The sequence below is a fragment of the Gemmatimonas phototrophica genome, assembly GCF_000695095.2.
Classification (GTDB): Bacteria; Gemmatimonadota; Gemmatimonadetes; order Gemmatimonadales; family Gemmatimonadaceae; genus Gemmatimonas; species Gemmatimonas phototrophica.
Window position 1 is genome coordinate 3,112,262 of sequence record NZ_CP011454.1, and the last position, 25,701, is coordinate 3,137,962.

Here is a 25,701-nt window from a genome sequence, read left to right on the forward strand (position 1 = left end):
GTGGCGCTGGAAAGACGCTGGAAAGCTAGACGGCGTGGGTCGCGGCGCTGAAGGCGTCGGCGATTCGGCTGGCAGTGATACGATGATGCGACGCGTGCCAGAGCACCTGCCCCTGGCGGACCACGAAGGCCTGCGGTGACTCGTGCTGCACGCGCAGCACCTCGGCCAGCGCATTCGACAGCGGGCGTTCATTCTGCACGACGAGCAACCGGGCGGGCACATTGGGGTGCGCGCGGACAAAGGCGTCGTACTCGCGCTTCACTCCAATGGAAATGGAGCAGGTGGCGCTGTGCTTGAAGATCAGCGTGGGCTCGGTTGCAGCCGCCAGTTCCCGGGCCTCGCGCGAGGCGGGAGACTCCGGAGCAACGGGAGCCGGCGCCGGAGCGGCGGCCGCGATTGCCGTTGGCGCCACGCCCGCCGCCCGGGCACTGAGGCGAGCATCCAGCATGGCGGCATAGGTGGCCTGCGGCTGCGCCCCGACCTGTCGGCCAACCAGCACGCCCTGATCGAAGAGCAGCACGCTGGGGAGGGCCCGGATATCGAAGCGAGTTACCGTTTCGAGGTTGCTGTCGGCATCGAGGGTCAGCACCGTGGCGCGATCGCGATAGCTTTCAGCGAGCCGGTGCATGACCGGCTTGAGCGTCACACAGGGCTGGCACCAGGCGGCCCAGATATCCACCAGTACCGGGACCGGTGACTGCAGGACACGCGCCGCAAATTCTGCGTCCGTTACGGCTGCGGGAGCTTCGGTTTCGTTCATATAGGGAAGAAAGATAATGGAACCCTCTTCGCAGCAAGACATGGAGGCGATGGTCCGTTCCCTCGAAGCCACAGGGAACTACCGCGTGTTGCGGCGCTTCGAAGCGCGGCCGCGGTACCAGTCGCCGTCGCCGTCCACGGTGGTGCGCCGCGGACTCATTGTCGATGTGGAGAGTACGGGGCTCGACACTACCAGCGATCGCATCATCGAACTCGGGCTCGTGGCCTTCGAGTTCGACAGCGCCGGCATGGTGTACGGCGTGGACGCCAAGCAGGAATGGTTCGAAGACCCTGGCATCCCCATTCCGGCCGAAGTGGTGGAGATCACCGGCATTACCGACGACATGGTGCGCGGACAACGCATTGATGACGCCGCCGTGCTTCAGGAAGTCGCCCGTGCGCATCTGATCATTGCGCACAACGCCAGCTTTGACCGTCGCATGCTGGAACGGCGCTTCCCGGCGTTTGCCGACAAGCACTGGGGGTGCTCACTGTACGATGTGCCGTGGGTGCGCTTCGGCTGCCGAGGCGCCAAGCTGGACTACCTGCTCTTTCAGCTGTGCAACGCCTTCCACACGGGTCATCGGGCGGGCGACGATTGCCTGGCCACCCTGCATGTGCTGGCCACTCCACGCGATGGTGAGACGTCACCACTCACTCTGCTGTTGGAAAACGCGCGCAAGACGACAGCGCGCCTGAATGCCATTGGGACACCCATTGAAAGCAAGGACCTGCTCAAGGCGCGCGGGTACCGCTGGTTTGCCGGCGACCGGTCCCGCGCCAAAACGTGGTACCGGGACCTTCCGGAATCGGAGCTGGAGGCCGAGCAGAGCTGGTTACGTCAGCACGCCTACGGGGGCTTGGCCAGCCCCCCGTGGCGAGTGGACACGTTCACGGCCAAGGACCGCTATTCCGAGCGAGTCGGATAGCGATTCCCTGGCCGCTGCGGTGTGGTGCGTGGTACGAATTACCGGCCGCGTACCCGCACCCGGGCGCTCTGGCTCTTCACGCCGTCGGAGACCACGACTTCCAACTCGGGCCGGCTCGTGTCGATGCGCATATCACCGCCACGGGCGAAGCTGAGGATCTCCCCGCTGTTCGTATCGCGTACCATGATCATGGGGAAGGCGTTGGCGTTCCAGCGAAGACGAGCACGCGAGGTCGCCTCGGCCGCGACATCCAGTCCACGCGCCGCCGCCGCCGCGGCGCTCGCCGGCTGACGCGACATCCGCTCGGTGCTACGCCCGTTGCCCATCAGCTCGAGGCGAGAGAGTCGTTCGTAGGCCACATCGTTCATGGGCACCACGAAGGCGAAATGCGCGCCACCCTCGGCACCGTCGTTTGCCACCTCAACCGGCGTGAAGTCGAAGGTGAACATGGCGCTGCCGTTATCGTCGTACGCGGCCACGGTGTAGTCGCCGCCGGTGGTGGGCAATACGCTCCGCGCCGAGAGACGCAGGGCCGGCTCGAGGACCAATTCTCCGTTGGATTCCACGCGTCCCCACACCAACAGCGACGGCTGTTCGAAGGTAGATCCGGTAGTGGCCACCAACGCGCTCGCGGCGAAGCCGCGGAAGGTCATCATGGCGTTGAAGTTGTAGTCGCTGATCCAGCTGGGATTGCAATAGCCCATAAGGTCGGCCGTGGTGCTGGCCTGCAACGCATTGGTGCGCACGTTGTAGCCAAAGACGCCAATCTGCCCGCCGGCGTAGGGGTAGTTGGCATCGGCCCCGGAGACGCCGCCGCAGGGAGCATGATTGCGGCTGAAGTTATGGCCCAGTTCGTGAGCCAGAATGCCACTGCCACTGGGGAGATAATCCCAGCCGACCGACGTGCCTCGGCCAATGTAGCCGTAGCCGGCCACACCGGAGCTGTACCCCACCTTCGCGACACCGTAGTAGTTCCTGCCGCTCTCGGCCACCCGCAAGGCATCGAGTTCATTGAGCAGCGGCACCCAGCCGGCGCCATCGCTCAACAGCGTGTTGCTCGTGGTGTACGGCGCGCGAATGGTATAGCTCACCGCTCCCACGGGAAGCATATCTCGCGTTCCCTGCAGGAACGCTTCGGCGTTACTGGCCGATACGTTGCCGGTGACGCTGTTGCTGCTGGTGGTAACCGGCACGAAGGTAAGGTTGAGCGGATTCACCGTGCGGACCGTGAGCGGCAGCGGCACACCGGTGGCCGGATACACGTTGTCGCTTTCGTTGCTTTCGGTAATCGCGTTGTCGGGATCGACGACGGCTTGAATGCCCAAGCCGGCCTGCACGTACACGGCTGGCACCAGCACATTCCACGACGCCGCCATGCTGCCCTGATTGATGGCGGTGGGCACACTGGTTCCGCTGGTCGTTGCCGTGAGCGTCGTGCGCAGTACGCCGTTGCCGTACACGTTCACACGCACCACGGGCTTGACCGTGTTGGTGCTGTTGGCCACGGGAAAGACGCGCAGCATGGCGTCACGGCCAGCAATCAGCGTGACCGAGTTATCCAGCTTCTGTACCGCCTGCGTGAGCGTCGCGGCGAGCACCTGCACATTGAGATTACCGCCCGGTACCACACCACTCGCCGTGTAGGACACGGCGGCGGCAGTGGTCACGCCAGCCGTGATGCTGGCCGTTTGCGTGAGTGGCGCGGGAGCGTAGATGATCCCCGTGGCGCTGGTCACGGTGGCGGCCGCAATGGTGTAGCTGCCAGGCGCGAGGGCGGTCAGCGAACGCGTGCTGTTCAGGGTCGTGCTGTAGCTGTTGGGGCCTGTCACGGTGACGGCGGCCGGTGTGGCGTCGGGCATGCTGACGTTCACCGTGAGCGTGCCGGTGGTGGCGACGACGCCGTAGCTGATGGAGAGCGTGCGACTGGAGCCGCTCTTCAGGTTCACCGACTGTGAGGCCAGAGAGGGCGCGTAGGTGGTGCCGCCCACTGAGAGGTTCGTGGCCGAGACGGTGTACGTCCCGTTGGCCAGGCCAGTCAGCGTCGTGGTGGCATTCACTGTGGTGTTGTAGCCGTTACTGCCAGTCACGCGCACACCGGCGGCAGTTCCGGAAGGGAGTCCGGAGATACCCACCGTGAGACTGGTAACGCGCGCGCCGGTGCTGCGCGCGAAGGCGGCGTCGGGCACATCGGGGGTGGCGGTGGAGGGGTCGCTGCATGCGCCGAGGGCGCCCAGGGCGGCCACGAGGGCCAGACGTGTGGTTCGGGCGGAGTGCAAGAAGGGACGCATGGGAAGGGATGGGTGTGACCAGCTCTGCAATGCCTGAAGATGGGGCGTAGAGTGCATGCAGTCCGTGGGCTGCATCACACACACCGATGGTTCATGTACGCACTTTGTGACGGGGAGGGCCCAGGCTGGGCTGCAGCATGATGTGCGGTTCATCCCACGGCCAAATTCCGCACGGTTTAACGACTGGCGTGGGTAACGGCTGGCGCGGACAACGGCTGGCCTCGACAACCGCTGGCCGGGACAACGGCATGACTGAAAGCATGGCAACCGCATGACAACCGCGGTGTATTGGGGCCATTCAGCCATGCGAAGCGCTGAATCCTGGTGGGGCAGCCATGGACGCCTTCGTGCTATCGGTTCCCCCTCCGGCACACCCGGCCACCTGCGGACTTACGCCGCCTTGCGCTCGCCGATGGGCTGTAAGCGCAGGCTGATGATCATCATGACACTCATGACACCTGTGGCGGCGAGATAGGCTGTTTGCAGCCCGGACAGGCCACCACCGGCGCGATCGGCGAGGGCACTGAGCACGGCGACCACCATGAGATTGCCAATGGCAATCCCAATGTTGACCAGCGCCTGCGCGGCACTGCGTTGCGCAGCGGACACCTCATTGAGCACGACGGTGCGCAACGTGCCACCCACCACAATGCCCACGCCGGCGCCGATGAAGAGCGTGGCGGCAATGAACGCCCAGAACGCCGCGGCAAACAGGCCAATGAGAAGCGACCCCACCCCCAGCGTGCCGAAACCCCAGAGCATGACCGCGCGCGGCCCCATCGTGTTCTGCAAACGGCCGAACAGCGCCGAAGCGACGGATGAACAGAGGACGAGGGGCAACAGCAGCAGGCCGGCCTTGTTGGGCGGCGTGTTGAAGGCCGCCACCGCTACCGACGAGATGAAAATGACGCTCCCCATGCCAAACCCGGCGCCGGAGCAGAGCACCCAGGTTGTACGCAGCTGTTTGGTGCCAAAGAGGTTCAGCGGCACAATGGGCAACGCCGCACGGCGCTCGCAGGCAATGAGCAGGGGCAGCGCGAGCGCGGCGGTGATCAACAGCGCGGGCCAGATCGTGACGCCGGTGAAAGTGTCCACGGCGCGATTGATCCCCAACGTAAGGCTGGCAAGCATGATGGCGAGCGCCGTGATGCCGGCAAAGTCGAACGGTGGGAGTGCCGCGCGCTTCTCGATACGTGGCAACGCCCGATAGCCCATGGTGAATACAATGGCCGCCAGCGGAAGATTCACCAGGAAGATCCAGTGCCACGTAGTGACCACGAGAATGGCCGACGCGAGAATGGGCCCGAAGAGGAACGCCATACCGAAGGTGGCGCCAATGAGCCCGAGAATCTTGCCGCGCTGGTCCGGCGGGAAGGTATCGCCCACAACCGCACTGGCGGTGGGGGTAATGCCGCCGGCACTGAGCCCCTGAATCGCGCGCCCCAGCAGCAGTACGCCAAAGCTGTTGGACTGCGCAATGATCAAGGATCCCAGCGCGAATCCCGCGATGTCCATGAGGTAAATGTTGCGTCGGCCAAAGCGATCACTGAGTGCCGCCATGAGCGCCGTGCTGGTGAGTGAGCACAGGCTGAACACGATGGTCACCAGACCGATCTGCCGGTTGTCCACGCCAAAGGCACTGCGCAGCGCGGGAATGGCCGGGGCAATGATGGCCGCATCCATAGCGGCCATGAACACCCCGACAAACAACACCGTGAGAATGCGCTTGCGGGCAGCGGCTTCTTCGGGGCTGACGGAGCTCGCGGCCCCAGAATCGGTGGCAATGGCAGTCATGCCACCAAACGTAGCGCGATTACGCGAGGGAGCCACCCGTACCCATTCCCCGCTCGCCGAGCATTGGCGATACTTGATGAATGCGTTGGCATCCGGCGGCGCGGCAGTCCTTTTTCCGCAGGCGGAGTGATGCCACGAGTCATCGTGATAGGCGCAGGGGCAGCAGGCACCATGGCGGCGATTTTCGCCGCCCGTGGAGGCGCCAACACCGTGCTGCTGGAGCGCACCAAAGACGGCGGGCGCAAGATTCTCATCAGCGGCGGCGGGCGGTGCAACGTGCTCCCGTCCAAGCTGGATGAGTCGCGCTACGTGACGGATTCGTCCCCCAACACGCTGCGCAAGATTTTGCGGGCCTGGCCACTGGCGGAACAGATTGCCTTCTTTGAGCAGGACGTGGGCATTCCGCTCGAGGAAGAAGTGGAAAGTGCCAAACTGTTTCCCGCCTCGCATAAGGCCCGAGATGTGCGCGATGGACTGCTGGAGCTGGCCCGGCACAGTGGCGTGAGGCTGCAGTTCGACACCCGTGTCACCGGGATCGCGCGCGACGGCAACGAGTGGGTGGTGTCGGTGGACAACGACGTACCGCTGCGCGCCGATCGGGTGATCGTGGCCACTGGCGGGTTGTCGGTCCCCAACACCGGTAGCGACGGCGCAGGACTCAACATGCTGGCGGCGCTCGGCCATACGCTGCATCCCACCTATGCGGCGCTCACGCCGGTGTGCACTGAAGACAGCACCTTTGCGGATCTTTCCGGGATATCGCTGCGGGTGTCGTTGACCGCCACGTCCGCGGCGCGACGGGCCACGGCCAGCGGCGGATTTCTGTTCACGCACCGGGGCTACAGCGGCCCCTCGGTGCTGAATGTGTCACACGTGACCGTACGGGCCAAGAACGAAGCATCGAGTGCGGCCACCATTGCCGTGCAGTGGACAGCGCACGACGAGGCGGCGTGGGGCACCCTGCTGCAGCCGCACGGGTCGAGGCAGGTCTCGAGTGTGGTACGAGGCGAACTCCCCGATCGACTGGCTGATGTGTTGCTGGCCCAGGCGCAGGTGGAGCCCACGCGAAAACTGGCCGAGCTCACACGCGAGGAACGGCGGCGTCTCATTGATACGCTGGTGCGAGGCCCCCTGCCCTGGCGTGGCGACGAGGGCTACAAGAAAGCCGAAGTGATGGGCGGCGGCGTGCGGCTGTCGGACATCGATCCGCGCACGATGGAGAGTCGTGTGCAGCCGGGGTTGTACCTGTGCGGCGAAGTGCTCGACGCCTTCGGCCCCATTGGCGGCTACAACTTTTTGTGGGCGTGGGTCACGGGGCGGGCAGCCGGAGTCGCAGCGAGCTCGTGAGCACGAACCGCGGGAACTGCGGAGTCTGTTGACTACGGCTCGCCCACGCGACGCGCATCACCGTGCCTGAATTGGCGGCACGCACCCTGCACACTCTATGGGATGGACGCATTCGGCGTTCATGACTGTTTCCCATGAGGTGAAGGCATCATGACCGACAAGACTACGCGACACGAGCGTGTCGAAGACGAGCTGACCGACAAGGGGCTGAAGAACCGCGTGAGCGGCGCAGCAGATCAGCTGTCCGGCAAAACGCGGAACGCCCTCGGTGCCGTGACTGGCGACTCCGCCCAGCAGCTTAAGGGCAAGGCGCAGGAACTCAAGGGCGAAGCCAAGGATGCGCTAGGCAAGGCACAGATGGATGCCGCCCGTGCCATTGAGCACAGCGATGAGCGGAAGCGAAACCGCTAATTGATTCGCGCGCCCCTTCTCTGCCTGGCAGCAGAAGGGGCTCCTCACACTCATCCATCGAGCCATGTCCATTCGACTGATACGTATCATCCCACTTGCGGCGCTGCTGTTGTGCAGCGCTGCCGCGTGCAGCAACACCGCCGATGGCGTGAAGCAGGACGCCAGCAACGCCACGGAAAAGACCGCCGAAGCGGGCGCGGAGGCCGGTGACGCCATGAGTGGTGCGGCCAAAACCGCCGACGTGAAGGCCGCACTGCTGGCCGACACACTCGTAGCCGGCATGGAGATCAACGTAGACACGAAGGAAGAAACCAAAACCGTCACCCTCAGCGGTGTCGTGCCGTCGGAAGGCGTTCGTGACCGGGCCATACAGGTCGCCCAGAACAATGCCACGGGATATACCGTGGTGGACAACCTGACCATCCGCTCACGCTAATCACAGGAATCGAGCATGCCCCTCACATTTCATCAACTCCGCCACTTGGAGCAACGACTCATGCAAGAGCGTGCGCGGCTGAGCGGTCATTTGCAGGCCTTTGCCGACGAGCAGGGTGAGCAGCTTGAGGAGGGAGCCGGCACCGAATCCAAAATGCCGCTGCACCCCGCTGATCTTGGTAGCGTCGTGCAGCACGAGGAACTCGAGGCGACACTGGCTACGCGTCGGTCAGCGGAGCTTGGCGAGATTGAGGCGGCGCTGGAGCGACTGACGAACACCCCCGATCAGTTTGGCATCGACGAGAACACGGGGGCGGAAATTCCGTTCGAACGGCTGGACGTTATTCCGTACGCACGCATCGCCGTGGACGTACACGCCCCCTCACGCGTGCATTAGGTCGCGGGCACGTGCCCGGGGAACATCGAGCCTACCGCTTTCGCGCCCAGCGGAAGCTCATGCCCAGCGTACTGATGGCGAGTGGCTCGCCGCGCTCACTGCCGAGGTAGGTGCGCGTGAAGAAGAGAGTGGGTGTGGCGCCACGCTGGCGGGGCGAGCCGTAGTCGAGACGCAGGGCCGTGCCCAGGCGCGCCCCCTCCCCTTGCACGGTGTAGAGGGCGGGGCCAACCATGGCGCGCAACAAGGTGGAGCGAATGTCAAAGGCGCCGCCGGTCATGAGGGCGCCGCGCTCGGTAAAGCGACGGTCCTGGCAACCGACGATATCCGGCGTGACGAAGCAGGAGCCGCCATTGCCAATACCAAACGCGTTGGCGCGGAGGCCGACAATCCAGGCGCGTTTGGTGGCCTTTTTGATGGGCGCCGCAATCAGCGCGGACACTCCAACGGTAGGGACTTCGGCGAGCGCGGTGGACGCGGTCATCGACCCGACCTCAAAGTCGCCGGTCACCAGTCCGGTGTAGGTATAGAAGCCCATACCCACCCCGGGGCGGCGCTGCGCATCAGCGCGGGCGGGAGAGCCGGCCGCCACCAGCACGGCAAGGGAGGCGGAGTGGACAACCACGCCCCGGCAGCGGGCGCGAAGGAAGGAGACGTGAGAACGCATGGTGGCAATGTACCGCCGGGGTGGCGAGAGCGTTCCCTGCACCTTCCGGGGAGAACCGCCCATGGCCGCTGAATTCATGGGCGATTCCCGGGGTGAGAATGCCCATGGTAGACGGCGCGACTCACAACCCGAGGTCGCTCAATCCCGGATGATCCGTCGGCCGCACACCCAAGTCCCAATGAAAAATTCGGTCACGCTCGGCAATGGCAACGTCGTTGATGCTTGCATGACGCTCGGCCATGTAGCCATCGGCGTCGAATTGCCAGTTTTCGTTGCCGTGCGACCGAAACCATTGGCCATTGGCATCGTGCCATTCGTATACGAAGCGAACCGCGATTCGATCGGCAGAGTACGCCCAGAGTTCCTTGATCAGTCGATACTCGCGTTCGGTGGTCCACTTCTTCTGCAGAAAGGCGTCGATCTCCACTCGACCGGTAATGAACTGGGAGCGATTTCGCCAACGGCTCTCAGGCGTGTATGCGAGCGCGACGGCGGAAGGATTCTGGGTATTCCAGGCATTCTCGGCGGCCCTGACCTTTCGGGTTGCCGAGTCGTGGTCGAACGGAGGAACCGGCAGACGTGTCATGCGATGAATCCGGTTGAAAGAGTCGCGAGCAGGAGGCGAAGAACGGGGATGTCAGCGTTCAAGGTGCACCGCCTCGCCAACGGCAATGCGCCCGCCGCGCGTGACGGCGGCGTTCAACGCCAGTCGGCCACCGAAGCGTCGTCCTATTTCCCGCAGCACCTCCGGGTCCCGCGTTATCAGGTCGGGATCGACGGTGGTCATGGGGCATCGCCCGCGCAGGGAGTCGAGGAAGATGGCAGAAGGCCCGATGCGCAACGTAGCCCCTTCCCACGTGGTCTCGTCCATACCATCGACCCCGTTGATTACCAGATTGGGGCGCAGGCGACGTACGTCCCGCCCAAATGAGGCGATGGCGCCGTCTGTCGCCACCAGCAGCGGCAGGATATCGAATTGATGCCCGGCCGGAGCACGCTCCAGCCACGCGTCCTCTCCCGCGGCCGCCCGAACCAGCGCGGCCGCCTCATCAGAATCCCACGGGTGGCCGTTCACGAGCGCGTCGCCGTCGGAAGACAGCGTGGCGTGCAAACCGAGGAGTCGGTATTGCCGCCGTGCGGTACGTACACCCTCCGGGCCGCGCACCCACACGAGGCGGTCGCCGGGGACCCCAAGTCGCGTGAGGGTGGCTGCGTCCACGTGTTCGCCGGCCATCGACTTGACCGGGTATCGCCAGAGCTGCCCGAGAGAGAGGGACATTGGGCTATGCGGCCGACTCGAGCGCGATGACGGGGAAATCGATCGTCGTCTGCGCCAGGTTGTTCAGGTAGTTGGTGAAGACGTTGAGTGCGACGTGTGCAACGACTTCGACGATGGCCGCGTCATCGAGCCCAGCCAGCCGCGCGTGTGCGAGGGCGCTATCCGATACTCGGCCTCTGGTACGTACGATCTCGAGGGCCAAGCCCATGGCCGCACGCGCCATTGGATCATCGGAGTCTCCATGTCGGGCCGACTCAAGGTTGGCTTCACTGACCCGGTGCATACCGCCGATAGCCGTATGCGCCGAGAGGCAGTACTGGCATCCGTTTATGTGCGCCACCGCAATGGCAACCTGCTCGCCGACTTTACCCGCGAGCGCCCCCTTGCCGAGCGCGGCAAAGAAGCCGTTCATCGCGGCGTGGGCGGCCGGGGAATGCGCGACGGTGGCGAACATGTTCGGCACTGTTCCGAATGCCTGTTTCGTAATGGCCAGTTGCTCGGCGGCCGCCGGTGACGCGGTGGCGGGGTCGAGGAGCTGAATGCGTGACATGAGCGATCTCCAGTATGGGAATGAAGGTATCGACAACTGTACCGAACGTTCGGTACATTAACAAAACCGAACGCACGGCGCAAGAGGGATGCTCACGACGGAGGTTCAAGCGCGCAGCAATTCTTCCGGAAGCGCGCGCAGGGTTCGGTCGAAGAGGGATGGTTCGTCGAGCGCCCGCGCCACAATGACTGCCCCTTCTATTCGGATGATGGCATCCGCGGCCCGGGCGCGGGCAACGGGCTTGGAGAGCCCGGCATCCCGAAGTACCACGACGAGCGCGTCGATCCAGGCGTCGAAAATGCGCTTCACGCGCGGGTTGAAGCGTTGCGAAGTTTCGCCTATGCCGAGGTTGGCCAGCAGGCAGGCATCGCGCCCGTGGTCGTAAAAGAGTTCGAGCGCGCGCGTCATGGCGCGCAAACGTACGACCGGTTCGCCGTCCGCCCTGAGCGGGGCAAACACGCTGGCGTCGAGGGTGGCCTCCAGATAGGCCAGCACCGCAGCCGCCATGTCCTCTTTTCCTTGTGGGAAATGGTGGTACAGGCTCGACTTGCCGAGCCCGGTCGCCTTGGACAACTCGGCTAGCGACGCGCCGTCATAGCCGTTGCGGCGGACAACGTCCATGAGGCGAGCAACGACCTCTTCCCGACTCAAGATGGCAGCAGGCATGATAAAGATGAGCGAAGTGGACCGATCGGTACAATGTACATTCATCGAGGTGGCGCTGCCAGATACAGGAAGCGACGTCGTCCCGATGGGATACACCATTGGCACAGACACACAACGCGAAACGGGGCCGGTCTTTCGAACGGCCCCGCCAATCTTCTCCCACATACGTGTGGAGGTTCGCGCCGTTTGGCATGGTTCGATCACAGGATCTGGTAAAGCACTCACGAACGTCGTCCCAGAGGACATGGGAACTCACGTCCGGTGCGTCATCAACTTGCTGACCTTGGACGAACCGGAATTCGCGACGCACGAACAGCGTCATGGATGACGGTCAGGCCAGCCGAACGCCGCGTATCAAAACATGCGTCTTGCAGGACACAGCGCAGCCGAGACAAGGCAAAGTCACGCCGCGCCCAAGATTTCGCTGAAGACTTCGTGCGTCCACGCAAATGCCGCCTATCGACGCCAGCAAACGTGGCGACAGGAAATCTCGCCAGACAATGCGCCGCTGCCGCAACGCCTTGAATCAGCCCGTCGACACGGTCAGCGTCGAACCGGCACGGGTCACGACCAATGCCCGCAGACCGGTGGTGGCAGGCCCCGCGTTGAGCGCGCCGGATGACGCGGCAAAGCGGCTGCCATGGTTATTACACTGCAGGACACCGTTACCGAACTCCCACTGATTGCTCGTTCCAGCGTGCGGGCATCGGGCGTCGAAGGCGCGATAGGTGTCTGCGGCAGCACGTACCACGAGAGCCGGAACCGCCCCACCGCTCAACACAAAGAGTCCCGCGCTTGATAGCTCGTTATTTACCGATAGATCGATGGTGAATACGTTTCCACTACGGGTCACACCGGCTGGAAGCGTACCGGGCGGGGTGGACCCGCCACCTCCGCCAGTCCCACTGGGGCCAGTGGCCCCCGTTTCTCCATCTCCGCCACCACACGCCGTGGCCACGATGCTCACGGCGGCCATCGTAGCCACGGAAACAAAACCACGTCGCGTCAATTCGCAGGCGGCGCAGGCGGCGGAATGCATACATGCCTCGGGTCAGGAGCGGAAAGCCAGAAGGGTGCCATAGACTGCACACAGAGGCAAAACGATGGTAGTTACGGCGCTGGTTCCAATCGTCGGATTCCCCGTCCGGCTTATGCGGGGCTCATGGCGACACATAGGCACGTGGATACGCGTCGCTACACCAAGACGAAAGGCGACCGCACCCTCACGCGTCGGCTGCCTCAAAAGTATCTCGCGTGGCCAGTGGCAACGCCGCCGCGGAACCGGGTTTGACGAGAAAGGCAACAACTCACAGGCGTGATCGCGCGGGGGGACATTCGGCATGTCGGAGGAGGACGGCGCGCCCACCGCCGCAACCTACACCCTATCGTCGCGAAGGGCCCCCCACCCGCATATGCAGAGGTCGGGTCCGTGGCACCCCACATTGCAATGGGCAGCTCAGCGGGAGACGATACAGCTCACGACGGTTCCTCCGAGCGGTCCGCGGCGTACGCGGAGCACGCCGTCCAGCAACTCGGCCCGCTGCGCCATGGTCCGCAAACCGAGCCCGGGTTCTGGTGCCTCAGCAATGCCCACGCCGTTGTCGCGCACATCGAGGGTGATCGTGCCGGGGCGCGCCGTCAGTGTGACGTCGATGCGCGTTGGTGCCCCATGTTTCACCGCGTTGGTCGTTGCCTCGTGCGCAATGTGGTACAACTGCAGCGTGATCGAGGCATCGAATGCGTCGCTGTCGCCGTCGGCGGCGAACGTGCAGGGCGTACCGGCGGACGCGACACGATCGGCAAGACGCCGCAGCGATTCCACCAACCCGAATTCGACGGGCGCCGGATCGAGTCCGCGTGCCAAACGGCGGACCTCGTCCACACCTTCCAGCGACAAGTCGGCAAGTTCTCGCAGCGACGCCGCGGACGCTGCGGCGCCGGACTCCGCCCGCCGGGCCAGCCCCTGCGCCATCATCGCGATCCCGGAAAGTCGGCCGCCCAGCCCATCGTGGAGATCGCGTCCGATACGGGCACGAGCGGCGTCTTCCGCGTGCAGGATGTCGCGTTGCAACGCCTGCGTCTGCAGGATGGCGCGGAGCGCGTGAATAGTGCGGCGACGCGCCTGTTCAGCGACGAGCGCCGTCAGCGCTCCGACGACGAGCAATGAGACGATCCCCTCGAAAACGCGCGGACGAAGTGACGCGTAGGGCGACACGTTGGCGACGCGAACGAGCAGGTAGGCGTAGCTGACGGCGGTGAGCACGGACGTGAATCCGGTGAGTCGCCAGTCAAGTCGCAGCGCCGACAGGATGACGAGCGCGGTGAAGACGATGAGCCCCGGCACGACGGTGCGCACACTCGCTACGAAAATGCCAACAATCGACCACGCACCGAGGATCAGGGCGACCTCCACCACCGCGGCAGCATACCACAGCGTCGAACGCGACCGATCGTCCGGCCGGGTCGCTGCCCGGCGTCCGACCGCAAACTGCATGGCCGCCAGCAGGAACGCCGTCGTGACCGCGATGAACTGGGCGATGTATGGTGGTTTTGCCGGCAATTCCGCCCCGAACACGGTCGCCAGATCGAGCACCATGAACAGCATGACCATTCCGACCGCGAGCCACCCGAGCATGGCAGTGCGCAACCGTTCGGCATAGGCGTACTCCGAGCGCAAAGCCGCGCGGACAGACGCGTCGCCGACATCGCGAGGTACGCTTGTGCCGGTCAGTGACCTCATACGAGTCCACGCTCCTGGGCGTAGCGGACGGCGCGGTGCAAAAGCTCGGCGCTGTCCTTCAATCCGAGTTTGTCCTTGATGCGTCCGCGGTAGGTCTCCACGGTCTTCGGACTCACGTGCAGTGCCTCCGCCACCTCGCGCGTGGAGAAGCCACGGCCGAGCAGCTCGAACACCTCGAGCTCACGATCGGCAAGTGCCGATTCCGCCGGTTGGCCGGTGGGGGCGGCGCGGCCAGCCAGCTGTTCCAGCGCACGCCGCTGCATGCGCGGCGACAGATGCAGGCCGCCCGCAAGCAGCGTCCGCACCGTCAACACGAGATCAGCGTCCGTCTCGCCCTTCATCACATAGCCGCGTGCGCCCGCTCGTAGCGCGCGCTCGGCGTACAGCATTTCGTCGTGCATCGAGACCACGAGGATCGGCAGCTCCGGCCGCCGCTCCCGCAGGTCACGAATAAGCTCGATTCCGCCGCCATCCTCCAGCGTGACATCGGTGATCACGAGATCCGGCCGCGACTCAAGAATGCCGGATAACGCGGCGGCGGCACCCCCCGCCTCTCCACACACCACGAGGTCCGGTTCTGCTTCCAGCAACGACCGATACCCGCGACGCATCAACGGGTGATCGTCGACGATGAACACACGCCGGAGCAACTGGGAAACCCTCGGATTTAATGGGAGTGCGTAAGTCTAGCGGACGCGCGCGATGCTGGCTGTCGGTGCGTTGCTTACACGAGGTTCCGGCGCCGACCGACTGTGGCGTCAACGACGGTACGCCATCATGCCCGGAGAAGTCAACGCCAACCTGCCAATGCTGATTCTGACGCTCCTTCGGGTAAGGCGCCTGGTTGGCGGGAGGATCCCGCTCCCGACGCTCCGCCGGCACGCATCACCATGCCTGCTCCACCCGATTCACGGAAACCTTCATGACCCGACTACTGTACTTGGCGACCGCGGTGGTCGTGACGTGTTCGACCGCTTGCATTGGGGGCGACAAGGACCAGGCAACCACAGCACCGGCTGCTCCGAGCGTGGAGGTCCTCGACGTGTTCTTCGGTCTCGACGACGCGCTACCGGCCAGAGCCAGCTTGCTCTGCCGGGGTGTCCCAGTGACCGGGTTGGACGGAATTCCCGTCACATTTACCCGCCGCATTGCGGCTGACTTCCCCGACCCGTCCGCGTTTCGAATCACGACGCGATCGGGTGCGGTCTTCACGCCGATCTGCGCAACCCTGAATCCCGCGTTGGGCGCAAGCAAACGGCATACCGTGCTGCTCGTCGGACAGTTGGGCAGCGCGGGCGATCCGCCCGTTCGGATTGACATCGTTCGTTCTGTGCCACTGCTGGAGGGCGGTGACGCGATCGGACTGTCGAGCGACCGCGTCACCGCGTTGGAGCGCGGGCCCGAACTGCGGATCGGCTACCGCTACGCGCGGAGCGAGCTACCGGGCACATCCTGTCCGCAGTCGACGCAGCAGATCGTTCAGATCACTTGGGCGGGGGGTGTCACCGCGCCGGGGGGTGATGAGCTTGGCGAAGCCGCGCGCCTGGCCATGCGTGTCACGCTGAGCAATGGCGTTGAGGTCTTGCCCATCGCACTGGCCGACCTCGGGGACAACGACAACTACACGCATCTCTGCCTTGACACGCAGACGGCTGCTGAGTCGGTGTCCGTGGCATCAGGGGTCGCCGTCGATCCTCGTGGAGACCTCAATCCGCGAACATCGATTCGCATTACCGCAGACCCTGAAATCCCGCGTTTCTGACGCGTCCTTCCGGCGGGTCACTCCTGTTGCATTCCGGTCCTGGGTCAGGCACTCCTGCGCGTCGGATTCCTTGCAGGGGACTGGGCGATCAGCGCGTCGCACGCCCGGTCGTCCTTCTGCACCAAAACTGGTCAACCCACACGGCGGCGTGTGGATGGTCACTGTCGGTGCGTTGCTTACACGAGTTTCCGGCGCCGACCGACTGTGGCTTTAGCGACGGTACGCCATCATGCCCAGAGAAGTCAACGCCAACCCGACAGTGCCGATTCCCGCACACCTTTGAGGAGGAGCGTGCCTCGTCGGCCGGAGGATCCCGTTCCATGCATACACTGCTCGCCATTGCCACCCTGGCCATCTCGCTCAGCGCACTGGCCGATTCGCTGCCGGGACGCTACGTACTCGATCGGGACGCCAGCGAGGATGTCACGGCGGTGGTCGAATCGGCCATCGCCAACGTGAGTCGCCTCAAGCGTAACCGCATGCGCTCGGAGTTGCTCGCGCAGCTGCGACCGTCACCGACACTCATGATCCGTGCCGAAGCGTCGGGGTTCGTCATCACCGATAGCGAGGGCCGGGTTCTCCGTGCTATACCCGGGGCCCCGACGGCGCGCATCACGACGCCGAGGGGCGAAGCGGCGACCGTCGACGCATATACGCGCAACGACACGCTGGTGGTCCGCATACAGTCACCGGCCGCACGGCGTGAGCAACTGTTCATGGCCAATGCCACGGAGCTCATCGTCGCGAGCACCTACACGCTCAACGCCCTTGATGCCCCGATCCGGTTGCGCATGGTGTACCGGCGGGAGGCGCAATGACGCGCCACGCATTCCTTCTGGTGTTCGTGCTTGTTGCCAGCGGGCGCCCGGCTTTAGCACAGACATCGGACAGCGCGCCCGCAGCGCCCAACGCCCCGCTCACCTTGCAGGCGTTTGTGGAACGTGCCATCGCGACGTCAACGGCGGTACAGCTCGCGGTCACGCGGCGCGACGAAGCGGATGCTGCGATCGGCTCGGCTCGCGCGGCACGTCGCCCAACGATCACGGCCAATGCGCAGTTCAACTGGCAGCCGAGTGCAAATGCCGGCGCTTCGGGGCTCACGTGGTCGCCGGATCCGACCGCCCCCCTCGAACAACGTGTCCGGTACCTCGAACTTGCGGCGCCCTCGGCGGCGCTTGGGGTGCTCAACCCGCAGATTCTCGCCTCGGCCGCCCAGTACGCGTGGATTGGCGGTATCAGTAGCCAAAGCACGGTGCTCGACGGCGGACGGACGCGCGCGGCAGTGGCCGCTGCCAAGGCTCGTCGTGACGCGTCCGACGCGATCATCGATGCCGAACGCGCGCGCGCGCGCCTCGACGCGGAGCTCGCGTATCGCCAGCTGCAGCTGGCGCGAGAACAGGTGGCCACGGCAGTGCGGGCGCGCGAAACCACGTCGGGCGAACGCGACGCCGCCTGTTCGCGGTGGTCCCGTGGCCTTGTCAGCGAATTGGACGTCCTGCGCACCGAGATGGCGTTGGCAGACCTCGACCGACGCCTCGCCGACGCCCGGGCGACTGAGAGCCGAGCGGCGCAGCGCCTGCGCCTGCTTGGCGATCTTCCTGCCGGTAGCGAGTTGCAGCTCGCGACTCCGGTTGACGCGAGCTCGCTGGGCGACCTCACGGCCATCGAGCCCACTGAACTGCTTGTCGCGGTGCAGCAGGCCGAACATCGATCCGCCGAAGCGGCCGTTGCGGCGGCGCAGGCGGAGGTGCGTGCCACTCGCGCCAATCGTCTGCCGTCACTGGTTGTGCGGGCCGATCTGCAGGCCATCCGGGCTCCGACAGATCCGCTCTCACTCGGCGGTGTCTGGCAGGATGTTCAAACGGTGACGGTCGGATTTCAGGTCCCGATCCTGCGCCCTGGCCAGCGGTCGGCCGAACGTTCGGCGGAGGCCCGGCTGGCGCAGTCGCGAGTCGACGTCAAACGCGTGGCCGACGGCACCCGGCTCGACAGCGAAAGCGTCAGTGCTGAACGCGCTCGCGCCCGATCGGGGTGGCTCGCCGCGCGCGCGCGGCTGGCCGCTGCGGATCGCGCCACGGAGCTCACGGCGGGAGCGCTCAGCCGTGGCATTGCGACCCCTACCGACGAGGCGCGCTCGCGCCTGGATGTACTCGAAGCCCGCACACAGTTGCTGCAGGCCCTTGTCGACTACCTATCGGCCGACGCGGTCGCGGGAAACGCGGCGCGCGGAAACACCACGACGCCTTGACCGAGCCTTGACCATGACTGATCACACCTCCGACGCCACGAAGAGCACGTCCGCACCTCGCGGTAAACTCTCACCCGCCAATGTCGTCCGCCCTAAGCCGGGCGCACGGCGAATCCCGCACCTTCGCATCGCGCTGGCCGTAGGCGCCGCGCTCGTCGCCCTCTTCGTGGTGATCGGAGTCGGCGCAGCGAGCGATGTTCCCGCACAGGTCGTTCGCGCGGAGCCCTTCGCGGCGTCGCTCGCGGCACGGGGGCGGCTCGAAGCATCGGTCATCGCGACCGTCGCCGCCGAGGCCCCGGGTCGAGTAGAGGCCGTTCTCGTGCAGGTAGGCGATTCAGTGGCGAAAGGCGATCCGTTGCTCCGCCTCGACGCCGACGTGGCCCGCGAGCAATATCGGGCGGCCGAAGCGCTGGCCACGTCAGCGGCAGATGGGGCACGGAGTGCGCGAGCCGAGCAAGCGGGCGCCGCGGTGCAGCGTGCGGAGCGGCGGGCGGATTACGAGCGTATTGCACCACTTGCCGGCGGCGCTGTGTCGGCGGCAGAGGTCGCCGCCTCGAAGGCATCCCTCGATAAAGCGGAGACCGATCTGGAGCGGGCGACGGCACGTCTCGCGCAGGCCGAATCGCAGGCAGTAGCAGCAACGGCGGACCGCGCGGTTGCGAGGCGCGCACTGGATGAACTGGTCCTCCGCGCCCCTGTTTCGGGTATCGTTGTGGCCCGCGATGTGGACCCGGGCAACACGGTCGGCGCTGGCGCGCCGCTGCTCCGACTCGCGGACCCCTCGTCGCTGGAGGTCATTGCGTACGTTGACGAGACGATGCTGGGTAGTGTGCGCGTCGGCCTGCCGGCGAAGATTGCGTTCCTCTCGCAGGCCGGGGAGACATCGACGGGCAGCGTGCGCGCGGTCGGACGCGAAGTGGATTCGGAAACCCGTGAGGTCGAACTGTGGATCGCCCTTCCGCAACCGCCGGCGCGCTGGGCGATCGGGCAGCGCGTCGACGTTCGCGTGGAAACGACGCCCGGCGCGAAGGGGACGACCGTTCCGACCGCGATGATTTCGTGGGAGGAAGACAAGGCCGGCGTGTTCGTGGTGGACGCCGGGCGTGCCCGACGCGTGCCCGTCGAACTTGGGCGAGCAGACCGCGATCGGGTCGTGGTCTCCGGTGACGTGAGCCCAGGCGACACAATCCTCGCGCCCGCGGGGCTTCGCGCGGGTGCGCGCGTTGTGCCCATTCTCGTCGAGGCGAGGGAAGGACAGTGAACCTGGCCATTCGCGACATCCGCCAGAATACGGTGCGGTTTGCGCTCACGGTCACGGGCGTCGCGCTGCTGCTGACGGGTGCGAGCGGCATGGGCGGGCTCTATCGCGGTGTCGTTGACGACGCGCTGCGCCAGCTCCGCCTCATGAAGACCGACCTCTGGGTGGTCGAGGGGGGGACATCCGGACCATTCTCGGAACCGTCCAAGGTGCCCTTCGAAGTGCGCGACCGTGCGCTGGGCGTGGCGGGCGTCGCGAACGCCCGGAGTTACTTCGAGAGCTCGGCGATGGTTCAAGGAACCAACCTCGCTGTCCTCGGGGTGGACTGGCCGAACGATCGTGGCGACTGGCTGCCGCTCACGCAAGGGCGTCATCTGGCGGCCGGGCGTGGCGAAGCAGTCGTGGACCGCAGTCTCGGCTACGCGATCGGTGACACCATGCGCCTCGGCCGCGACGACTACCAGATCGTCGGCATCGCCGATCGCTTCATCTCGTCGATGGGCGATGGGATGATTGCCCTGAGCCTCGCCGATGCGCGGGAGCTGCAGTCCGAACGGCCGGTTGCCGAAGTGCGCGACGCGAACGCGAAGCGCGCGCGCGCGGACGGATCGTTGCGCACCACACCACCGGGGACTTCCCGAGACGGCGGCGGGAGCGCGATGGCCACGGCGGTACTGGTCGACCTTGCGCCAGGCGCGGACCAAGCCGTCGTTGCGCGCACGATTCGCCAGTGGGGCGACGTCAACGTTGTGCCGCACGAAGCGCAGGAGACATTTCTGCTGGACGGTCGGTTGGGACGCTTGCGCGCCCAGATCCTCACGTTCACCGTCTTGCTGTTCCTCATTACCGCACTCGTTGTGACGCTCATTGTCTATACGCTCACGATGGAGAAGCTGCACACCATCGCGATGCTCAAGTTGCTGGGTGCACGCGACCGAGTGATTCTCGGCCTGATCGTGCAGCAGGCGCTGGCCATTGGTATCGCCGGCTTCGTCGTCGCTCAGGTCATGGGTGCCTTGCTCTTCCCGCTGTTCCCGCGCACCGTGGTGCTCACCCCAGGGGACCGTGCCACCTACGGTGCCGTGCTACTCGTGATCTGCATTGCCGCCAGCGCCCTCGGGATCAGCCGCGCTATGCGCGTCGAAGCGCAGGAGGTGCTCGCATGACGTACGGGCCCAGTGAAGGCGCGGCGGGATTGCGCACGGAGGAATTGCCCGGCCTGTCGCTGCGGAACGTCACCAAACAGTTCGTGTCGGGCGACACCGTGGTGACGGCGCTCAACGACGTGAATCTGGACCTTCGGAAGGGGGAATGCGCCGCGCTGCTCGGGCCTTCGGGCGCGGGGAAGTCGACGCTGCTGATGATCGCTGGCTGCCTCATGGCGCCAACGGCGGGTTCGGTCATCATCGATGGCAACGTGCTCTACGACAGCACCGCAGGAGAACGGGCGCTGCACGACGACCGGGAGTTTCGTCGCAAGCACATCGGGTTCGTCTTCCAGAAGGCACATCTCATCCCGTTCCTGACCGCCGTGGAGAACGTGCAGGTGGCCATGGAGATCAACGATGTGCGTCCGTCCGAGGCGCGCGAGCGGGCGCAGGTGCTGCTCGACGATCTCGGCGTGGGCGACCGCGCCGGCAACCTGCCGCGGCAGCTTTCGGGCGGGCAGCAGCAGCGTGTGGCGGTGGCGCGGGCGCTTGCGAACGAACCCTCGCTCCTCCTGGCCGATGAACCGACGGCCGCGCTGGACGCGCAGCGTGCGCGCCAAGTCATGGAGCTCTTCCAGCACATCGCGCACAAGCGCGGCGCCTCCGTGATCGTCGTGACGCACGACCACCGGGCCCTCGAGCACTTCGACCGGATCCTCATGCAGCAGGACGGGCGGCTGTCCGAGCGGTCGGAGCCGTCCGAGGTCGCGACGTGACCTGTCCCGTGGCGTTGATGCCGCGGCACGGGCACGTTGCGATCGCCGGTGCGGAACGGGTCAGCATCGTCAGCCAATGACCGACACGGAGCTGACCACTCTCCGCGACCGTCTCCGCGCCCGGTACCACGTCGAGCGCCTGCTGGGTCGTGGGGGCATGGGGGCGGTGTATCTCGCACGCGACCTGCAACTCGATCGATCGGTTGCCCTCAAGGTGCTCCCGACGGACGTCGCCGACGATCGCGCGCTTCGCGATCGCTTCCTCCGCGAAACGCGGTTGGCCGCGTCGTTCTCGCACCCCAACATCGTGCCGGTGCATGCGGTCGAGGAGCAGGCCGGGCTGCTGGCGTTCACGATGGGATTCGTGGAAGGCGAAAGCCTGGCGGAGCGCGTCGCCCGCAACGGGCCACTCACCGGGCGTGAGACGGTGGGCCTGCTGCTGGACGTCGCGTACGCGCTGGCCTACGCACATGCCCGTGGGGTGGTGCACCGCGACATCAAGCCCGACAACATCATGATCGAGCGGGCCACCGGCCGTGCGCTCGTCATGGACTTCGGCCTGGCGCGGCGCGCGTCGACAGCGCCGCAAACTGCCAACGGCCTGACTCGCGTGGGCGAGGTGGTGGGCACACCGGAGTATATGAGCCCCGAGCAGGCCACGGCCGATGCGATCGACGGGCGCAGCGACTTGTACAGTCTCGGCCTCGTGGCGTGGTTTGCGCTCACCGGCCGCACCGCAATGGCCGGCGGAAGCCCGAAGCAGGTGCTGGTGCGGCAGCTGACCGAGCGGTTACCACCGATCGTCACCGAGCGCCACGATCTTCCCGGGGCGCTTGCCGCGCTCATCGATCGCTGCCTCGCCAAGGAGCCCGACGTGCGATTCCCCGACGCCGCCTCCCTCGTGGATGCGCTCGAGCAGTCGCAGCTTGCCGGTCCCGAGATTCCGCTGCCCGTGCGCATGCTCGCCACGGAGCTCGGGACGATCGGCATGGTACTCCTCTTCGCCCTGCTGATCGGCTGGTTCCGGCTCTCGCGTACCCTTGAGGGCGGCAACGACGACCTGAAGCTGATGGTCCCGATTGTCATCATGTCCACGCTGATGCTGGCGCGTCTCGGGCAAGCGCTCGCCGAAACGCAGCGGCTCGCGAAGCTCGGCTTCGACGGCGCCGCGGTGCTGTCCGGCCTTCGCAGCGTGGTAGACGAAGCTGAGGGTCTGCGCGCCGCGGCGCGCGTCGATGATCACCGGCTGGGAGAGCGGCGTCGCGTCTTGCGAACCGCTCTCCTGATGCTGGTCCTCGGTGCGGGGTCGATCGTCGTTGCCATTTCGCAGCGCCGTCAGCTGCCTTCGGGACTGTATCGTGTCACCTCCGTGGGGATTCCTTTCCTGTTTAATGGCCTCGCGTGTCTGTGTGTGGCGTTCGTGCTCTGGTTCCGCAGTCCCATGCGCATGACGGTTGGCGAATGGGCATTTCGCGGGTTCTGGCTGGGCGGGCCCGGGCGGTGGTTGATCCGTATGGCGTTGCGCCGTGCAGAAAGCGAGAGCGGAACGTCCGGCCGCGCACCGCGAACGGGTCCGTCGACGATGCCAACGCCGAGTGGGGCTGCGCGCGCTTCAATGGCGCCGACGACACCAGCGGCGACGTACGCACCGGCGGCGGACGGTCGGCTCAAAGCCCTCGAGGCACGGGTACAGGCCCTGGAAGCGTGGCGGAACCATATCCGCTCCTGAGCGCGGGTTGCGGCCGAAGTTGCGCACGAACCGCTACGCTGATGATGTCGTGATGGCGCTTGCGACGGACCTCAGTCAGCGCCTGACTGCCGTCGCTCTTCTTCGTCCCACAGACGGAATCCGGCAGTACGGCTCGACACTTACGCCCGGAACGGCCCTCACACCACCCTTTGCCTTCGCGCGGCGTTCTGTCGCCTCGGCAAGTTTCAGCCGATCATCAACGTAGGCCGATTTACGAAAGAACTTCAGACGCATTACGAGAGACTCTACGATCGATTTACGAGCGAGCATCCAAACAGACAACCAGCGCCGCGTGCCCGAATGGAAAACCGGGTCCGGTCTCTCGACCGGCCCCGCTCCAATTACCGTGCACCCCTTTCCCCATTTATGTGGCGTCGCGGTAGTCCAAACCACCCGCGCTGTGGCGTGCGCAGGTGGTTTGGAGAAACGGCGCGTGCCAGTTGGACCATCGTCTCCGAGATACTTCGCGATTTACGTTCTCGAAGGCATCCAGGGTGCCCACGCGGACAGCTTTCGCTCGCCGGCGTCGTGGTGCCTTGATGCCACAACCGATGTCGAACGCCACCACCATGACGCTTCACCGGAAGCGACACGGCGTATTGTCGCGGCTCAGAACCTGAACATCGTATTGGTGTTCGCGAGCCCCGTGGTGGGAACCGGCTGAATCACATCCCAGTGCTCCACGGCCTTTCCGTTCTCGAATCGAAGCAAGTCGTAAAAGGCGTTGGTGGTACCATTCCACTCACCCTCGCTGATCACCAACACGAAATCACCATCGCCAAGCACTTTGTGGATCTTCGTGTACTTGAACATGTTGTTCTGTGATACCAGGTACTGCACGGCTTCCGCGAGGCCTGTCAACCCGTCGTTGATTTGCGGGTTGTGTTGGAGATACCCCGTGCTGACGTAGTCGGGCAGCTTGCTCGGATTCTTCTCCATCAGGACGTCTTCGACCATTGCCTTCGCGAGTGCTTTGTTCGCCTCGGTCTTGCTTGGATCGGTCGGCGTCACGGGGCCGTCGGTCTGGGTCCTCCCGCTCGCACTCTGCTTCACCAGCGGCGTCATGGCGTCCCAGTGCTCGGCCACCTTGCCGTTGTCATCCACACGGATGATATCGAAGGACACCATCTCGTCCGCACCGAACGGCTTCGCGTTGTGCCAGATGTTGTGCATGAAGACGAAGTTACCGTCCTGGAACATGCGGATATTCTCGGCCGTCGTGCCATTCTGCTGCAGCACGGGCAACATCCCGATGAACGGCTCCAGCCCCGTCGGGAGAAACGGGTTGTGTTGAATGTAGTCGGCGTTGGCCAGCTGACGCATGGTCGCAGGGTCGTTCTTCAACACTGCGCCCAGAAATGCACCTACCGTTTCCTTCGTGCTCATCGTCGCGCTCCGTGCAGTTGAGAATTGACTGACCTTGGCGGTCGGGTTGGTCGAGGCGCAGCCGAACAGCAGGGCCGTCAGCGCGGTCGTCACGAGCAGTGATCACTGGGATGAGGCGCTGTTCGGGGTCATCGTCGTCGTGATCGTCAGGAGTTCCATCGGGCTCATGGGTCCGCCTTCGTTGCAGTTCCGCTGGCGGCGGCTGGCCGATCTGCTTGTCATTCCGCCTCACCTCGCGCTCGCGATCTATTTTCGTACCATGCGGTACGAAACTGAGTGTAGGGTGGCGCCGGTGGCTTGTCAAGAATAGAATACCACATGGTTCAAAACTGCCGGAGATGAGCCGGAGCGCATCACGCGGGCGCCCGCGGACGACGGATCCGGCGCGCGTACTGGAGGTCGCGATGACCGAGTATTGGCATGGCGATCCGGCGGACGTGTCACTTAACGCCATTTGCCTCCGCGCTGGGGTGTCCAAGCCGTCGCTTTACCGGGAGTTCGGCAGCGAGGATGGGCTCGCTCGAGCGGCGCTCGACCGCTACGCCGCGCAGGTCCTCGTGGACGTGCTCGCGATCCTGCAGGCCGGGAATGGATTCCGGGCGACCCTTGATGCGCTGATTTCTTTCGCCTGCGACGATCCGCGCATGGAGACGGGGTGCCTTTTTTATAAAATGCGCAATGGGCGACACCGCCTCGGTCCGCTGACGCGGGCTCGCATGGTGGAACTCGACACCGAGGCGCGGCGCGCGTACGAAGACTTCCTCTCCCGCTGCCGTACCGCGGGGGAGTGGCCCGCCGACAGCGACGTACTGCCTGCGGCGCGATACCTGCTCGAGCAGATGGGGTTAGCCATTACTCAGCGTGCGTCTGGCGAAGCTGCCAGCGACGTGCGTGAGACGCTGACGCTGGCCTTCTCGGTCTTCGGGTCGCCGTCGAAAAAGCGGGGCCGCCGCGACCACAGCGCCTGACCGGTGGCAGGCCGTCATGTGCACAAGCAGAAGCGGGGCCGGTCTCTCGACCGGCCCCGCTCCGCTTATCGTGCGCCTGTACCTCCATTCGTGTGGCGCCGCGGTGCTCCAAACCACCTGCGTCGCCACACACACCTGTGGGGGCG

Annotated in this window: 25 protein-coding genes; 13 read left to right on the top strand and 12 right to left on the bottom strand. The window is 65.3% G+C overall.

Annotated elements, in window-relative coordinates; genetic code table 11:
* Positions 1-25 precede the first annotated feature (25 nt).
* Entirely contained in the window at positions 26-760 is a 735-nt protein-coding gene (gene ytxJ, locus GEMMAAP_RS20600) for a bacillithiol system redox-active protein YtxJ (RefSeq protein ID WP_053333780.1), read from the bottom strand.
* Between the two features lie 16 nt (positions 761-776).
* On the opposite strand from ytxJ, the gene GEMMAAP_RS13175 reads away from it, so the two are divergent.
* A complete protein-coding gene (locus GEMMAAP_RS13175) occupies positions 777-1,688 on the top strand; it encodes a 3'-5' exonuclease (protein ID WP_043579517.1) in 912 nt (303 codons plus the stop codon).
* Between the two features lie 38 nt (positions 1,689-1,726).
* On the opposite strand, the gene GEMMAAP_RS13180 is transcribed toward GEMMAAP_RS13175, so the two are convergent.
* Positions 1,727-3,976: a hypothetical protein gene (locus GEMMAAP_RS13180; RefSeq protein ID WP_053333779.1), complete on the bottom strand. Its 2,250-nt coding sequence runs from the start codon at positions 3,974-3,976 to the stop codon at positions 1,727-1,729.
* A 390-nt stretch (positions 3,977-4,366) separates the two neighbouring features.
* A complete protein-coding gene (locus GEMMAAP_RS13185) occupies positions 4,367-5,770 on the bottom strand; it encodes an MFS transporter (protein WP_053333778.1) in 1,404 nt (467 codons plus the stop codon).
* A gap of 129 nt (positions 5,771-5,899) precedes the next feature.
* Between GEMMAAP_RS13185 and GEMMAAP_RS13190 the strand changes: the two genes are divergently transcribed.
* From GEMMAAP_RS13190 to GEMMAAP_RS13205, 4 genes are all read left to right on the top strand, one after another.
* The gene (locus GEMMAAP_RS13190; RefSeq protein ID WP_026848817.1) at positions 5,900-7,117 is read left to right on the top strand and encodes a BaiN/RdsA family NAD(P)/FAD-dependent oxidoreductase; all 1,218 of its coding nucleotides are present in this window, start codon (positions 5,900-5,902) and stop codon (positions 7,115-7,117) included.
* Positions 7,118-7,267: 150 nt separating this feature from the next.
* Positions 7,268-7,528, top strand: coding sequence for a CsbD family protein (locus GEMMAAP_RS13195; RefSeq protein WP_043579515.1), 261 nt, complete (start codon positions 7,268-7,270; stop codon positions 7,526-7,528).
* A gap of 64 nt (positions 7,529-7,592) precedes the next feature.
* Complete coding sequence (locus tag GEMMAAP_RS13200) at positions 7,593-7,964, top strand: BON domain-containing protein (protein WP_053333777.1); 372 nt, start codon at positions 7,593-7,595, stop codon at positions 7,962-7,964.
* Between the two features lie 60 nt (positions 7,965-8,024).
* Positions 8,025-8,360 (top strand): TraR/DksA family transcriptional regulator, encoded by a 336-nt coding sequence (locus tag GEMMAAP_RS13205; protein ID WP_053333776.1) that lies wholly within the window; start codon positions 8,025-8,027, stop codon positions 8,358-8,360.
* Positions 8,361-8,391: 31 nt separating this feature from the next.
* Here the strand turns inward: GEMMAAP_RS13205 and GEMMAAP_RS13210 are convergent, their stop codons facing one another.
* From GEMMAAP_RS13210 to GEMMAAP_RS13245, 8 genes are all read right to left on the bottom strand, one after another.
* Positions 8,392-9,024 carry a hypothetical protein gene (locus tag GEMMAAP_RS13210; RefSeq protein ID WP_145979132.1) on the bottom strand — a complete coding sequence of 211 codons (633 nt, stop codon included), beginning with the start codon at positions 9,022-9,024 and terminating at the stop codon, positions 8,392-8,394.
* A gap of 121 nt (positions 9,025-9,145) precedes the next feature.
* Complete coding sequence (locus tag GEMMAAP_RS13215; RefSeq protein ID WP_026848814.1) at positions 9,146-9,610, bottom strand: nuclear transport factor 2 family protein; 465 nt, start codon at positions 9,608-9,610, stop codon at positions 9,146-9,148.
* 51 nt (positions 9,611-9,661) lie between these two features.
* A complete protein-coding gene (locus tag GEMMAAP_RS13220; protein ID WP_053333775.1) occupies positions 9,662-10,303 on the bottom strand; it encodes an MOSC domain-containing protein in 642 nt (213 codons plus the stop codon).
* A 4-nt stretch (positions 10,304-10,307) separates the two neighbouring features.
* On the bottom strand, positions 10,308-10,853 hold the full coding sequence (locus tag GEMMAAP_RS13225; protein WP_026848813.1) for a carboxymuconolactone decarboxylase family protein: 546 nt from the start codon (positions 10,851-10,853) through the stop codon (positions 10,308-10,310).
* Between the two features lie 105 nt (positions 10,854-10,958).
* The gene (locus GEMMAAP_RS13230) at positions 10,959-11,519 is read right to left on the bottom strand and encodes a TetR/AcrR family transcriptional regulator (RefSeq protein WP_202969134.1); all 561 of its coding nucleotides are present in this window, start codon (positions 11,517-11,519) and stop codon (positions 10,959-10,961) included.
* 526 nt (positions 11,520-12,045) lie between these two features.
* Positions 12,046-12,495 carry a Rieske (2Fe-2S) protein gene (locus tag GEMMAAP_RS13235; RefSeq protein ID WP_075071518.1) on the bottom strand — a complete coding sequence of 150 codons (450 nt, stop codon included), beginning with the start codon at positions 12,493-12,495 and terminating at the stop codon, positions 12,046-12,048.
* A gap of 480 nt (positions 12,496-12,975) precedes the next feature.
* Positions 12,976-14,259, bottom strand: a complete 1,284-nt coding sequence (locus tag GEMMAAP_RS13240; protein ID WP_082821309.1) for a sensor histidine kinase — start codon at positions 14,257-14,259, stop codon at positions 12,976-12,978.
* Positions 14,256-14,897: a response regulator gene (locus GEMMAAP_RS13245; RefSeq protein ID WP_202969135.1), complete on the bottom strand. Its 642-nt coding sequence runs from the start codon at positions 14,895-14,897 to the stop codon at positions 14,256-14,258. The genes GEMMAAP_RS13240 and GEMMAAP_RS13245 overlap by 4 nt, the downstream gene beginning before the upstream one ends.
* A 389-nt stretch (positions 14,898-15,286) precedes the next feature.
* On the opposite strand from GEMMAAP_RS13245, the gene GEMMAAP_RS13250 reads away from it, so the two are divergent.
* The 7 genes from GEMMAAP_RS13250 to GEMMAAP_RS13280 all read left to right on the top strand — a co-directional run bounded on the left by GEMMAAP_RS13250 (position 15,287) and on the right by GEMMAAP_RS13280 (position 23,180).
* Positions 15,287-16,021: a hypothetical protein gene (locus tag GEMMAAP_RS13250; protein WP_158514856.1), complete on the top strand. Its 735-nt coding sequence runs from the start codon at positions 15,287-15,289 to the stop codon at positions 16,019-16,021.
* Positions 16,022-16,341: 320 nt separating this feature from the next.
* Positions 16,342-16,839, top strand: coding sequence for a hypothetical protein (locus GEMMAAP_RS13255; protein WP_026848809.1), 498 nt, complete (start codon positions 16,342-16,344; stop codon positions 16,837-16,839).
* Complete coding sequence (locus GEMMAAP_RS13260; RefSeq protein ID WP_026848808.1) at positions 16,836-18,269, top strand: TolC family protein; 1,434 nt, start codon at positions 16,836-16,838, stop codon at positions 18,267-18,269. Before GEMMAAP_RS13255 ends, GEMMAAP_RS13260 begins: the two co-directional genes overlap by 4 nt.
* Positions 18,270-18,282: 13 nt before the next feature.
* A complete protein-coding gene (locus GEMMAAP_RS13265) occupies positions 18,283-19,530 on the top strand; it encodes an efflux RND transporter periplasmic adaptor subunit (RefSeq protein WP_026848807.1) in 1,248 nt (415 codons plus the stop codon).
* Positions 19,527-20,693 (top strand): ABC transporter permease, encoded by a 1,167-nt coding sequence (locus GEMMAAP_RS13270; protein ID WP_026848806.1) that lies wholly within the window; start codon positions 19,527-19,529, stop codon positions 20,691-20,693. Before GEMMAAP_RS13265 ends, GEMMAAP_RS13270 begins: the two co-directional genes overlap by 4 nt.
* Positions 20,690-21,451 (top strand): ABC transporter ATP-binding protein, encoded by a 762-nt coding sequence (locus GEMMAAP_RS13275; protein ID WP_053333771.1) that lies wholly within the window; start codon positions 20,690-20,692, stop codon positions 21,449-21,451. The genes GEMMAAP_RS13270 and GEMMAAP_RS13275 overlap by 4 nt, the downstream gene beginning before the upstream one ends.
* A 76-nt stretch (positions 21,452-21,527) precedes the next feature.
* Complete coding sequence (locus GEMMAAP_RS13280) at positions 21,528-23,180, top strand: serine/threonine-protein kinase (RefSeq protein ID WP_026848804.1); 1,653 nt, start codon at positions 21,528-21,530, stop codon at positions 23,178-23,180.
* A 630-nt stretch (positions 23,181-23,810) separates the two neighbouring features.
* Here the strand turns inward: GEMMAAP_RS13280 and GEMMAAP_RS13285 are convergent.
* On the bottom strand, positions 23,811-24,680 hold the full coding sequence (locus tag GEMMAAP_RS13285; RefSeq protein ID WP_202969136.1) for a nuclear transport factor 2 family protein: 870 nt from the start codon (positions 24,678-24,680) through the stop codon (positions 23,811-23,813).
* Between the two features lie 311 nt (positions 24,681-24,991).
* On the opposite strand from GEMMAAP_RS13285, the gene GEMMAAP_RS13295 reads away from it, so the two are divergent.
* The gene (locus tag GEMMAAP_RS13295) at positions 24,992-25,555 is read left to right on the top strand and encodes a TetR/AcrR family transcriptional regulator (RefSeq protein ID WP_053333770.1); all 564 of its coding nucleotides are present in this window, start codon (positions 24,992-24,994) and stop codon (positions 25,553-25,555) included.
* The last annotated feature ends 146 nt before the right edge of the window (positions 25,556-25,701 follow it).